At 58.6% G+C, this 13,109-nt stretch carries 11 protein-coding genes; 5 read left to right on the top strand and 6 right to left on the bottom strand.

The annotated features are described in order from the left end of the window. Positions 1-83: 83 nt before the first annotated feature. A complete protein-coding gene (locus GSQ91_RS13425; RefSeq protein WP_158822262.1) occupies positions 84-725 on the bottom strand; it encodes a hypothetical protein in 642 nt (213 codons plus the stop codon). Between the two features lie 141 nt (positions 726-866). Here GSQ91_RS13425 and GSQ91_RS26070 point away from each other — a divergent pair, with 141 nt between their 5' ends. From GSQ91_RS26070 to GSQ91_RS13440, 4 genes are all read left to right on the top strand, one after another. Next, entirely contained in the window at positions 867-995 is a 129-nt protein-coding gene (locus GSQ91_RS26070) for a hypothetical protein (RefSeq protein WP_256370382.1), read from the top strand. A 474-nt stretch (positions 996-1,469) separates the two neighbouring features. Next, a complete protein-coding gene (locus GSQ91_RS13430; RefSeq protein WP_158822264.1) occupies positions 1,470-1,811 on the top strand; it encodes a hypothetical protein in 342 nt (113 codons plus the stop codon). Positions 1,812-2,221: 410 nt separating this feature from the next. Next, positions 2,222-2,599, top strand: coding sequence for a MarR family transcriptional regulator (locus tag GSQ91_RS26240; RefSeq protein ID WP_216845237.1), 378 nt, complete (start codon positions 2,222-2,224; stop codon positions 2,597-2,599). Positions 2,600-2,651: 52 nt separating this feature from the next. After that, positions 2,652-3,971 (top strand): alpha-amylase family glycosyl hydrolase, encoded by a 1,320-nt coding sequence (locus GSQ91_RS13440; RefSeq protein WP_216845239.1) that lies wholly within the window; start codon positions 2,652-2,654, stop codon positions 3,969-3,971. A 51-nt stretch (positions 3,972-4,022) separates the two neighbouring features. Here the strand turns inward: GSQ91_RS13440 and GSQ91_RS13445 are convergent, their stop codons facing one another. From GSQ91_RS13445 to GSQ91_RS13465, 5 genes are all read right to left on the bottom strand, one after another. After that, the gene (locus GSQ91_RS13445; RefSeq protein WP_158822270.1) at positions 4,023-6,266 is read right to left on the bottom strand and encodes a capsule assembly Wzi family protein; all 2,244 of its coding nucleotides are present in this window, start codon (positions 6,264-6,266) and stop codon (positions 4,023-4,025) included. A 35-nt stretch (positions 6,267-6,301) separates the two neighbouring features. After that, positions 6,302-7,042 carry a thiamine pyrophosphate-dependent enzyme gene (locus GSQ91_RS13450; RefSeq protein WP_158822271.1) on the bottom strand — a complete coding sequence of 247 codons (741 nt, stop codon included), beginning with the start codon at positions 7,040-7,042 and terminating at the stop codon, positions 6,302-6,304. 66 nt (positions 7,043-7,108) lie between these two features. After that, positions 7,109-9,793, bottom strand: coding sequence for a pyruvate dehydrogenase (acetyl-transferring), homodimeric type (gene aceE / locus GSQ91_RS13455; protein WP_158822273.1), 2,685 nt, complete (start codon positions 9,791-9,793; stop codon positions 7,109-7,111). A 194-nt stretch (positions 9,794-9,987) separates the two neighbouring features. After that, positions 9,988-11,199: a bifunctional glutamate N-acetyltransferase/amino-acid acetyltransferase ArgJ gene (gene argJ / locus GSQ91_RS13460; protein ID WP_158822275.1), complete on the bottom strand. Its 1,212-nt coding sequence runs from the start codon at positions 11,197-11,199 to the stop codon at positions 9,988-9,990. A 218-nt stretch (positions 11,200-11,417) separates the two neighbouring features. Next, a complete protein-coding gene (locus tag GSQ91_RS13465) occupies positions 11,418-12,350 on the bottom strand; it encodes a LysR substrate-binding domain-containing protein (protein ID WP_158822277.1) in 933 nt (310 codons plus the stop codon). Between the two features lie 83 nt (positions 12,351-12,433). Here GSQ91_RS13465 and GSQ91_RS13470 point away from each other — a divergent pair, with 83 nt between their 5' ends. Beyond that, the gene (locus GSQ91_RS13470) at positions 12,434-12,958 is read left to right on the top strand and encodes a GNAT family N-acetyltransferase (RefSeq protein WP_158822279.1); all 525 of its coding nucleotides are present in this window, start codon (positions 12,434-12,436) and stop codon (positions 12,956-12,958) included. Positions 12,959-13,109 lie beyond the last annotated feature (151 nt).

Here is a 13,109-nt window from a genome sequence, read left to right on the forward strand (position 1 = left end):
CCTCAACGACAAACCGCCCGTCAGCAGACTCGACGATGTAACAACCTCTTGACCAGCTACAGCCACCCGCACCTATGGTTGCCCTAAGGTTTGTGATAGTCGGTTGTATATTCTGTGATTCGTTGCTTTGGTTCGTTACTTCCCACTGCCGCAAGACGCATGCTGATTCGAGGGGGTTCAGGGCTGGCGTCGCGGAGTAGCTTGTGCGCGTGCTGAATGAATCGAAACTGCGTAGCGTAGTCCTCTACTTGCTGCACGTTTGGCCCCTGTCCCGGTCCTCCGGGGACAATTAGCGGACGGGTTGCATCCAGGCCCGCGCGCACCTTCCATGCCAGAACATCCAGATTGATGGCCGCTTTGGCGAGCGAGCTGCGCATGAGAGCGTCGGTGATGGGCCCTTCGATCCGTTCGCTAGGGTTGCGCGCCTGACTCTCAGAGAATCCCGCCTCCAGTGCCGCCTGTGCCTTGGATTTGCCATCCATCAGACCTTCGACATAGCGCTCGCTGCGAGTTTGCCCGGAGAGGGTGCGGGGTGTTGCCGTTTTCATCAACTCTTCCGTCTCCGGGCCTTCGATAAGCCGCTTTGCATGTGAAGCTCTGTATTTTGTAAACCCGGCGTCTATTCCGGCACTGTACCTCGTTTTTCCAGCCATGAGGCCTTCCACGTACAGTTCGTAACTGCGCTGAATGGATTGTGCCTCGCCAGTCTCTATAGGGTATTCCATGGGCTCTCCTCGATTAGCACTCACTGCACTAAAGGTAAGTATGCTTTTAATCGAAGGCAAGCATTCTCGTGTTAGAAATGTGAGCGGCTGTCTCAGGACGACTCGAAGCAGCGCAAGCCGGAGGCGAAGACCCTGCTTGGGATGGGAGCCCAAGATGCCGTTGCGTGGGGACTAGCCAAGTCTCTGGATTACTTCAAGGAATGCGTGGCGAAGGAGGGGAAGGCGGTAGACGATCACCTCAAGCCCTGTGTCACCGATGTTGTGGTCTAATTCAACCACAGTGTTGACCAACCGCAGATTTAGTCAGCTAGCGCTCATCATCCTGCTCTTCGCAGTGATCTCGGGCGTATTTCCGTGTAGCCGACCGGTTCACCAGCAAACGAACTGCGCCGTTACTCTTCCTCTAAACCACGCTACCGGCAGAGCGCTTGCCGATCCCTATCGGTTAACTGCCGTCAGTAGCCAGCCGTTCTCCAACGGTGCTCTCTCAGTCCTCCGGATCTGTGCGGCTGTAAACTTCCACAGAACCCTCCAGCAAACGGGCGAATGCATCCGCGGTTCCGCGAACGCATCACCCGATCATCCTTCCCGCTTTCAGCGCCCTCCACCAGAACTTCAGGCCTAAGCCGCTACACCCTGTAGCTGTCCACGTCGGGACGACCACCCCGATGACACCGCATGCGCATGTTTGCTGTGTCATCGGCGTAGCCCTGATGCTCTGCCTGAATCGAATAGGAGGGTCTTATGCCGTTTCACATCGGCACCTTGCCGCGGCTACTTCTGCCCGCAGCTCTCATCGCTATCGCCTTTTACCGTCGTCTCTCCCACGGCACGAAGCCTCGGACGAAACGCCGGCGCTTCAAAAGATATGGATCAACGCTTGTGGCTCTGGGATTTCTCGGTCTTCAGATAGTCTTCGATCCTAAGATCGGTCACGAAATTGAGGAGCGTCTCACCGAACCTGCCGAAGAAGAGGACTCAGGCAGCCCAGACGATCCTGTCGCCCATCTCCATCGCCAAGCCAAACAAATCCGCAGGGGCAACCCACCCGAACGCATTACGGCATACCTGCCTCCACGTCCCTAGACCATTCGTTTTCTGTGTGAATAGAGAAGGGGTAGCTTGGGAGATCGCCTTATGGGTCTCGTTATACCGTTCTATTAGCGAACTATATTCTGTGCTGATCGCCCTTTCAGTGCTCTGCATCCTATCGGCCCACAACCCAGGGTTTCGCTCTGGGTTGTGATAGCGTCGCCCCTTTATGGCGTGGTTTACTGCCAAAATATGATGATTATTCTCCATTTAAATATTCTTGCAGTTGTCTTGGCACTAAAGTTTTAAATGCGATTGCCTACGGGACTACGACCTTCACCTCGAACATTTATATTTCTATAGTAGAATCAATTTTGATGAAAGAGAATTCTAATTTAGCGCTCGCAACCGATCTAAGGCGGAGCGTGACTCGGCTTGGACGGCGACTACGGGCGGAGCGTTCAATGGATGCGCTAAGTGCGAATAAGCTTTGTGTCCTGGGCTACCTGTACCCAAATCGTGAGTGTTCCCCTGGGGAAGTTGCCGCAGCAGAGCATCTGCAACCGCAATCTCTTTCGAAGCTCTTGGCTGAACTTGAGGCGGAAGGTCTTATGGTGCGCAATAGAAGTTCTCGTGACGGCAGACAAGCGATACTCAAGATCACACAGAAGGGGAAGGATTTATTGCGACGGGATATGAGCGAGCGCGATATCTGGCTGGCTTCAGCGATTTCGAGTATTAGCGAAACCGAGATACAGCTTCTTCAGATTGCGTCGGGGATTATGGAACGACTTGCAGACTTCTCCCCAGAGAGTTCCAACGCTAGCAGGGGGAGCGCTTAGAGCTATGGATCATGTGATTCAGTTTCATTCGCCAGAGGAGGTGTCTCGACACTTGGAAGCTAAGCCCTCCTGGATTCAGCATGCGATCTGGTGGCACGTATACCCCCTGGGTTTTCTTGGAGCACCATCGCGGCAGGAATCGAAGGAGATTCATCACCGATTGCCGCACCTCATAGAGTGGTTCGATTATGCGGTCGAACTTGGTGTTTCTGGTCTCCTTCTCGGCCCTATCTTCTCCGCCTCCACACATGGTTATGACACGGTTGACTACTTTCAGATTGATCCCAGGCTTGGCGATTTCGATGACTTCACTGCGGTGATACAGGCGGCCCATGCGCGGGGTCTCCGCGTACTCCTGGATGGCGTTTTCAATCACGTAGGGTCGGACTTCCCCAAATTTCAAACGGCGCTTTCATCAGGAGCAGGCTCTCCTGAGTCGGCGTGGTTCCGATCAAAGAGGTCAGACCAGGGATCAGGCGCTGACGCGACCTACGAAACATTTGAAGGACACGAGAGCCTAATCGCACTGAATCACGAAAGCCTCGAAGTAACTGCGTTCGTGCAAGAGGTAATGCTTCACTGGCTGAATGCGGGAATTGATGGCTGGCGCCTGGATGCCGCTTACGCCGTGCCTCCGAGCTTTTGGTCCAATGTGCTTCCTGAGGTTCGTAACCATTACCCCGGCGCGTATTTTTTCGGAGAGGTGATTCACGGAGACTACGCAGATGCGGTGAATCGTGGCAGCCTCGACTCTGTAACGCAGTATGAGTTATGGAAGGCTCTGTGGAGTTCCATCAACGATCGCAATTGGTTCGAGCTTGCCTGGGCTCTCAACCGTCACAACGAGTATTTGGACACGTTTGTTCCAGTCACCTTTGTCGGCAATCACGACGTCACGAGGATTGCCAGCCAGATCGAGGATGTCCGCCATCTTGAACACGCCATCGTAATCCTGTTTACGGTTGGTGGAACACCTTGTATTTACTACGGCGACGAGCAAGCCTTCCGCGGAATCAAGGAGCAGCGGGCGGGAGGCGACGATGCAATTCGTCCGGAGTTTCCCGAGCAGGGACCGGCAGGGTTGGCTCCGTTTGGATGGGAGACCTATCGTCTTCATCAGCAACTGACAGGACTGCGGCGGCGCAATCCATGGCTTCACTCTGCCAAGACGACTTCTATTCAGCTCAGCAATACGCAGTTCCTCTATCGAACAGAGGGGAAAGATCGACGAGTCATTGTCGCGCTCAATCTGGATGATCAGCCGATGGCTTTCTCTGATCCTGGTGCGACCAAAGTTCTCTTAGGCGATGCTTCGATGGAACCTGGAGGCCACTTCGCGATCCCCCCACATCGTTGGGCAATCTTTGAGTAAGTAGAGACGGGACTGCGAAGATTCTCGTTGCGCTCTATGTTGGTGTACTGATCAGCGTCCTGCGAGATTCCGTTCGGTGTGTAGCTTCGGGTGCCAGGTGAATTGCACGGCGATGGTGGTGTCATTCTGCGGGCCGGGGAGATACAGATTCTGTATCGGACTGATGATCTGGAGAGGCTCGCCGAAGTTGGCGAGAGGCACGGGGGCCTTCCAGCGTTCGTACTGCAGCCATGCATCCAGCTCGAGGTCGTGTGGCAAACGCTTTACAACCTCGGCCTTGAACTGGTTCTGGGTTGTTCCGCCGGGGATGAAGTCCTTGGGCGTCTTCTTGTTCAGGTACTCAAGCTGTATCCACTCGTTGGAAGAGAGATGATAGGTGAGCCAGGCTTGGCCCCCCTTGGCTTCGCGGCCTATCCAGTCGCCCATGATGAAACCTTTGTTGGTATATCCCTGGGGCTGTTCGCCCTCCCAGTAGTTGAACTGACCGTCCAAGCTGCGCAGGGTAGAGGTGTCGGTGCTGACGCCTTCGATACGGAAGTCGAGTTTGGGCAAGTGGGGGAACTGGGAGATGTAGACGCCCGGCCGATAGGCTGCGCGGCGAGGAGCGCTGGGCGGAGTGACATCGTCATGCGACTCGGAGTCCGTATAGAGCGTGACGTACTTGCTGATGTATGGAAGTCGCCAGGAGAAGTTGAAGGCGGTAAAGCGCGCTCCGGGATCGGCGGAGGACGCTTTTTCTGACGCGGTTGTATCGCTGACGCTGAAGAGGCTTCTGAAGAAGGTGTGGAGGGTTACCGGTACATGGCCTTCTCCTCCCCAGATCACGGTGCGCTGGAAGCCAATCTCGACGTTCTTGGTCGGACGGAAAGAGAACATCTCCGAGTGGACCCAGGGGGAGTTGGGATCGGTGTGGCCTTTCAGCGAGCCCACGAAGAAGTCGTAACGGATGGGGCCGAGCAGATCTGAAACCAACGGAATATGCAGTGGCTCGATACGATTGATGCGGAACGAGTAGATGTTCTCGGCGTTGTTGCTCCACGCCATGGCGCCGCCCATCGCTGGCCCCAGCCAGGCATCGGACTTGCCGCCGGAGATCTCATGGCCGAGTAGATGAACGGAAAGAACGGCCTCCTGGAGGCGGAAGGGATTCTGCGCGGCGATAGGCCCCGTAGGAATCGTCGCCTGATTCAGATTGAATGTGGAGGTAGTGATCTGATCTTGAGGGGAACAAGCGAAGCCCGGATAGGGAATCTCGTCGTTGCAGGACAGTTCGGCCGAAAGTATAGGCGAATATCCCGCACCGGAGGGAGAGTGCTGATACTCGCCGCGCACGTAGAGAGAGAACCGGCCCATCTCGTTTACGGAGGAGAAGCCTGTGATGTTGTTGAAGCCGGGTTCATAGGGACGGCCGTAGTCGTTTACGATCGTCTGGCCGAGGTGGAAGCTGTCGCGCAGGGATTGCCCGCTAATGCCGAGGAATCTTGTGTAGACGCTCTCCACGCCATAGACGCGGCCACGTGTGAAGTCCCTGCCGGGGACCTCATCGGAGAGGTATTCGTTGAGCTTGGCGAGGATCGCCACGGCCTGCTCGTTGCCGTCGGCCATGATTTCGCCGGACGATTTCTGGAGCATGTGCAGCAGGCTGCGACGTGTCCAGGGACGCAGGCCGATGAAGGCTGAATCGAGATAGCCCATCGAGTAGAGACGGAGAGCCATGGGATAGATGGGGCTGTCGACTGGAATGTACGTTGAACCAAGCTCATCCGTACGTAGCTTTGGAACGAAGACCGTGGGATCATATGCCGGCACTGACGGCAGAGATGCGGTTACGGCGGGCGGAGGCATCTCGACTTGGACGGGGGCCTGGATTGCAGGCGGAGCCGAAGGAGTTCCTGTAGCGAGTCCTGGCGGAACTACGATGGGCTGTTCCGTAGGTGTGGTCGGCGCTGGTATTGAATCTTGTGGAGACGTTGCAGGAGGCTGCGGTGTTACGGCGGGAGCATTCGATGGAGACTGGGGCGTGGGAACGGGTACCTGTGGTGTCGCTACTGAAGGGGGTTGAGCAGGGGCAGGGGTCGGCTGAGGCACATCTCCGATGGTTTTCACGGGGATTGGCGTGGGCATGGAGGGAAGGCTGCTCGCAGGGGTCGGAACCGGCAGCGGCGCAGTGGGAACGGTCTGCGATTGGGCATGTGCCGACGTAGCTGCGGAAAAGGCTATAAGCAGCCACGCGAGCAAGACCGCTCGTCCCTGGAACCATGAAAAAGACATGCTGCCAGTGTACCCGGAACGCACGCGGATTCGTCCTGCCAAAGGGTGTTAGCGATGAATCAGGAACGCGATCGTCCGCCAGTTTTTGCAGGGAATAACCCGCGTGCTGCGAGATAGCTTTCCATGCGTGCGAGGGGCTGCATGGATCGGCTGGACTTTGTTCCCTTTGGGGTCAAGACGCCCCAGATCACCGCTGGGCCATCTCCAACGCGTGCCCGGAGTACGGACTCCTGTGCCACGCGATAGACCGCGACGGCGTCTTCGCCATCGACGGACAGAACTGGAAGGTGCAGCTTTTTGGCCAGCTTCGATACGCCCTGCCAGCTGAGTGCGGATGTGCCACCACGGGCGCGGCCTCCTGTCGAGTCGGCACAGACGAGCAAGAGCGGCAAGCGTGCGTGGTGAGCATACTCGAGTGCGGCGGCCCAGCCAGGTTCAGCGGTGCCGGCGGTAGCGAGTGCCATGACTACGCCGTCTGAGCCTGCGATTCGCAATCCCAAGGCCGTGGCCGCGTAGAGTGTCAGCCTCGAAGCCTTGGGCAGACGGATACCTGCAATTGGCTCGGCTGCGGATTTTCCCGTTGAGAAAGCATTTGGTTTTGGAGGTGGAGCGAGCGCTTCGGCTGTGGTGTCGACGCCCTCCCCGAAGATCAGGTCGCCGGGACGCAGTTGGATTGCGGCAGCAGCCAGCAAGGCTTCCCGCGCGGGGCCGGCTTTACGACGATCAAGCGTATGGCAGCGCAACATCAGCGCGTGCAACTCTTTGAGCCTGCGATGGGGGAGGAGCGGATTTTCAAACAAACAGTGAGCCTCGTGCGAAGGGTTGAATTTCAAAATTACTACAGTGCCACAGAATGACTGCCGAGGTTATGCGTGGGCTGCGCCTGCGCCTTCCGTATTCAGGCCAAGCTCTGCGAAGGCTTTCTCTGCCACCTTGGGCTTGACGACACCTTCACGGGCGAGTTTCGAGAGCGCGGCGGCGACGATGGATTCGGCGTCGACCTCGAAGTGGCGGCGCAGGTGCTCGCGGTTGTCCGAGCGGCCGAAGCCGTCAGTCCCGAGCGAGACGAGGCGTGAGCCTAGCCAGGGAGAGAGCGAATCAGGCAGCGACTTCATGTAGTCGCTGGCGGCGACGATGGGACCGGCCGCTTTGCCCAGGGCTTGCACGATGTACGGAGTCTTTTCCTTTTCGGAGGGATGCAGGCGGTTGAAGCGCTCGGTGTCGAGACAGTCGCGGCGCAGCTCGTTGTAGCTGGTAACGCTCCAGACATCGGCTGCGATGTTGTACTTCTCGGCGAGGATCTGCTGGGCACGGACGGCTTCGTTGAGGATGGGGCCGGAGCCGAAGAGCTGAAGCTGCGAGGGCTTCTCGGAGGCCTTGAACTTGTAGATGCCGCGGAGGACGCCTTCGCGAATGCCTTCGCCCTCGGGGATCGGGGGCATGGCGTAGTCCTCGTTGTACATCGTGATGTAGTAGTAGCAATCCTCGCCGGCCTCATACATGCGACGCAGGCCGTCCTGCAGGACGATCGCCATCTCGTAGGCGTAGGCAGGGTCGTAGGTGAGGCAGGTGGGAATGGTGCCGGAGATGACAGGCGAGTGGCCGTCCTGATGCTGCAGACCTTCGCCGAGCATGGTGGTGCGGCCGGCGGTGCCCCCCATCAGGAAACCCTTGCCGCGCGAGTCCGCGAAGGCCCATGCCATGTCTCCGATGCGCTGGAAGCCGAACATCGAGTAGTACATGTAGAACGGGATCATCGGAATTTTGTAGTTCGTGTAGGCCGTTCCGGCAGCGGTGAAGCTGGCCATGGAGCCGGCTTCCGTGATGCCTTCTTCAAGGATCTGGCCGCCCTTTTCTTCGCGATACTTGAGCAGCATGTCGGAGTCGTGTGGTGTGTACTTCTGGCCCTCGGGGGCATAGATGCCGACCTGCGAGATCACCGACTCCATGCCGAAGGTGCGGCCTTCGTCCGGAACGATAGGCACGATGAGTTTGCCGATCGTGGGCTCCTTGAGCATGGCGCGCAGCATGCCGCCGACAAAGGCTGTCGTCGTGGAAACGGAGCGGCCCTTGGAGCCGCCCATCCACTCCTTGAAGAACTCGATTTTGGGGGCGACGAAGTTGGACTTCGGTACTTCGCGGGCAGGCAGGTAACCGCCTAACTCCTGGCGACGGGCCTGCATGTACTGGATCGCAGGATCGCTAGGCTCCGGGCGATAGAAAGTGGCGTCCTTGGCGGCGGCTTCTGGGATTGGAATGTCGAAGCGCTGAACGAAGGCGGCTAGGCCTTCGTCGGTGAGCTTCTTTTCCGAATGGGTCGCGTTGCGGGCCTGAGCGGAGGCGATTCCGTAGCCCTTTACGGTCTTCGCGAGGATGACGGTGGGGCCGCCCTTGTGCTCCAGAGCACGCTTGTAGGCGTTGTACACCTTGGCTGGATCGTGGCCGCCGCGATGTAGCTTGGCGAGTTCCTCGTCGGTCTTGTCTTCGACGAGTTTCAGCAGCTCAGGATATTTGCCGAAGAAGTGTTCGCGGAGATAGGCGCCATCCTTGGCTTTGAAGGTCTGGAAGTCGCCGTCGACGCACTCTTCCATGCGCTTGAGAAGCAAGCCCTGGTGATCGCGCTCGAAGAGCTCATCCCAATCCGAGCCCCAGATGACCTTGATGACATTCCAACCAGCGCCGCGGAACATGCCTTCGAGTTCGTCGATGATGCGCTTGTTGCCGCGCACAGGGCCGTCGAGGCGCTGCAGATTGCAGTTGACGACGAAGATCAGGTTGTCGAGGTGTTCGCGCGAGCCGAGACCGATGGCACCGAGGGTGTCGACCTCGTCGGTTTCGCCGTCGCCGACGAAGGCCCAGATCTTGCGGTCGGTCTTCTCTATGAGGCCGCGGTTCTCCAGGTAGCGCATGAAGCGGGCCTGGTAGATGGCGTTCAGCGGGCCGATCCCCATGGAGACCGTGGGGAACTGCCAGAAGTCCTGCATGAGCCAGGGATGCGGGTAGCTGGAGAGGCCGGGCTCGCCGCGCAGTTCGTGGCGGAAGTTTTTGAGGCGGGCGTCGTCGAAGCGGCCTTCGAGGTAGGCGCGGGCGTAGACGCCGGGAGAGGCATGGCCCTGGAAGTAGATGAAGTCGCCGGGCTGGTCGCCTTTGTCGCTGGGGTATTTGGCGTGGAAGAAGTGGTTGAATCCGACTTCGAGCAGCGTGGCAAGCGAAGAGTAGGTGGAGATGTGGCCACCGATGCCCGCGTCGTACTTATTCTGCTTATGCACCATCGCCATGGCGTTCCAGCGGATGAGTGCTTCTACGCGGCGTTCGAGTGAGCGGTCGCCGGGGTAGGGAACTTCGTCGTACTTGGGGATGGTGTTGTGGTAGGGGGTGGTGACGTCGCCGATGGCGGGGACTCCGGCCTCACGGGCGCGGGTGCGCAGCGCGGAGAGCAGGACGGCGCCCTGTTCCCAATCCTGGGCCACGACTTCGTCGAAGGCTTCGATCCATTCAGCGACCTCAGCGGTCAGGTCCAGCTTTACAGCATCATCGACGTTCGTCGGCATCTATACATCCCCTTGTATGCAATCTTCCACTATTACGATAAATGCTCCTTATAGTGATGCGCTAGTGGAGCGGGCCTTTGGGTGGGTGGAACCAATGCTTTGACGCAAAGAGCGCGAAGAAAAGAGCCAAGTTTCGCCACGGCTTCCGTGACGAAACTTGGCTCCTTTTGCGGCCTGGATGGACGTTCGCGGTTCTAGGTTGAGTAATCGGCGTTGATGCTGACGTACTCGTGGGTGAGATCGCAGGTGATGAACTTCGATTTGCCGTCGCCCTGGCCGAGGTCGATATGGATGGTGTACTCGCGCTCGCCCATGGCGGCGTGGGTGGCGTCTTCGTCGAAGCTGGTGGCACGGGTGCCGTTGGCGAAGACGGGAAGGCCGCCGATGGTGACGGTTACGGTCGCAGGATCGAAGGTGACTCCGGCGCGGCCGGCGGCGGCCAGCAGGCGGCCCCAGTTGGGATCGGCGCTCGACCAGGCTGTCTTGCAGAGGGGCGATGTGGCGATGGTGCGGGCGATGGCTTTGGCATCCGCGTCGGTGTGCGTGCCAGTGATCTCGAGGGTGACGACGTGGGTGACACCTTCGCCGTCGTCGACGATGGCGTGGGCTAGCGAGTCGCAGACGCTTTGCAGGGCCGCTTCGAAGGCGGGAACTGCCGGACCCTGAGCGGCTACTTCGCTCTTGCCACTGGCCAACAACAAGACTGTGTCGTTGGTGGACATGTCGCCGTCGATGGAGATGGAGTTGAAGCTACCCTCGACTGCCGAGAGCAGCATTGAGGCGAGATGTTCCGAACAAGCTGCGAGGTCAGTGAAGAGATAGACGAGCATCGTCGCGTGCGGGATGAGTTGGGGGCCGATCATGCCTGCACCCTTGGCGCAGCCGAAGAGGTTGACGGTGCGGCCTTCCACCTCAAAGCTTGCGTGGGCGACCTTGAGTTTGGTGTCGGTGGTGAGGATTGCGGTGGCGAAGGCTTCGGCGTGCTCGGAGGTGTCGCCGAGTGCGGCTTTCGCAGCAGGGATGGCGGCGATGAGTTTTTCAATCGGCAAGGGAACGCCGATGATGCCGGTGGATGACGGAAAGATCTCGTCGAAGACGCAGCCGAACTGATCGGCGACGGCGATGCAGCTCTTGCGGCAGGCGTCGATCCCGGGCTCGCCGGTGGCGCAGTTGGCGTTGCCCGCGTTGACGAGGACAGCCGAGACGCGGCCACCGGTTGCAGAGAGATGTCTACGTCCGACGATTACGGGTGCGGCTACGACCTGATTGCTGGTGAAGAGGGCGGTGGCGCTGGCTCCGCCGTCGCATACGGCGAGTGCGACGTCGGGTTTACCGCTAGCTTTGATACCGGCTTTGACGGAGGACCATCGGAAGCCTAGGGGGAGGGGATTGGAAGAAGTGCTCATCGGGTTCAAGAGTATCAAGTGGGGAGGTGCATGGTGATGAATCTTGCCTTTGGATCTAAGGTTCGTGCCCCCACCGATGGATCGCCCCTACAGGGCTCTACCTTGTCTGGGGCCGTAACCCAGGGTTGCGGTGACACGGCGAGCAAAAAACGCTCGTCAGCCGCCTACACCCTGGGCTGTGATAGCGTCGCCCCTTCGGGGCTTAGATTCGTTCATATTCATTTACCTCTGCGCAGGTGCAATGTTGTTGCGGAGTGCAGGGCTTCCTGTTTTCTCGCCAGATGTGCAAAGTGCTCGATCATGGGGCGGCGGTCTCCTTTGCGCCAGGCGATCTCGACCTGGCTGACGACATCCACTCCACGGAACGGAATGCAGACGCTCTCCGGCGACGCGAGGTGCTGGACGCATGCCGGTGCGATGGACACACCGACGCCAGTGCCTACCAGGCGAAGAATGGTGAGCCAGTGGGAGGCCTCCTGCGTGATCTGAGGCCGAAATCCGAAGGCTTCGCATACCGACATCGTCTTCTCAAAGGCCCGGCTGCCGGCGCTGCGCGGATAGAAGACAAGGGGCTCACCGCGCAGAGCTGCGGGAGAGAGCCATCGCTTGCGTGCCAGGGCGTGGTGCGCTGGAACGACAGCGACGAAGGGTTCTGAGAAGAGCGTCGTTACCTGCAACATGTCAGCCTGATCTCCGTCTCGCAGGATGCCGACGTCCAGCGTGCCGTCTTCAAGACCAGCTATAACTCGGGCGCTGAAGGACTCATTCAAGTGAAGCTCTATCCCGGGGAAGGCTTCACGGTAAGCGCGAAAGGTGGAGGGGAGCTGCGTCAGCATGGCGGAGCCAACGAAGCCAATGTGCAGCGAACCCATCTCTCCTTTGGCTACCTGACGCATTTCATGGATATCGCGTTCCGCGGAGAGGAGTAGGCGCCGCGCCCGTTCCAGATAGACCTCGCCAGCTGGCGTCAGACGGACCGAGCGCGAGGTGCGGAGGAAGAGGGGATATTCGAGGATGCTTTCAAGCTGCCGTATTTGTTGTGAGAGCGGCGGCTGCGCGAGGTGGAGCTTTTCGGCGGCGCGACCGAAGTGCAGCTCCTCGGCGACAGCCACGAAGTAACGGAGATGGCGAAGTTCAATGCGGCGATCCATACTTTAAAGATCATAATCAAGCCAAACAATATATTGGACATGATGTTTGTCTGGAGCCACACTGCTGACAAGGAGTTATGAGTATGCCCTCTTTAGAAGATCTTCAGCTTTCAACACCAGACCCCAGTCCGGCAGATGCGACCGTTTCGATTCGCGGGCTTCAGTCAGGGGATGACGCGACTGCATTCCGCACCTTGAACGAGGAGTGGATTACTCAGTTCTTTGTCCTGGAGGCGAAGGACCGCGAAGTGCTCGGTGATCCGGAGAATACGATCCTGCGGAAGGGTGGGCATATCTACATGCTGGAACAGGAAGGGGAGAGCGTGGGGTGTGTTGCGCTCATCCCCATGGGTGACGGCGTGTATGAGCTCTCGAAGATGGCCGTGATGCCGAGGTGGCAGGGGCGTGGGTTCGGACGGAAGCTCCTGCTGCATGCCATCGCCCAGGCTAGAGCGATTGGTGCTCGATCGTTGTTTCTGGGAAGCGGAAAGAAGCTAAAGAGTGCGGTCCATCTTTATGAGTCGGTTGGATTTCGGCATGTGCCGCCGGAGAAGCTGCCGCCGATGCCTTATACGCGTGCGGATGTGTTTATGGAGTTTCCGCTTTGATGGCGGAGTTTGTTCTATTGGACCCGGTAAGTTATGGGGCCAATAGAACGCAGAGCTCGGAAGACGCAATCGACCGTACCGCTACCAATAGATCGCCCCTTCAGATGGGATGAGACGGCTGGTCTCGGGGGAGAAGCTAAGCTTTCCCAAC

Source organism: Granulicella sp. S156 (assembly GCF_009766105.1).
Lineage (GTDB): Bacteria > Acidobacteriota > Terriglobia > Terriglobales > Acidobacteriaceae > Granulicella.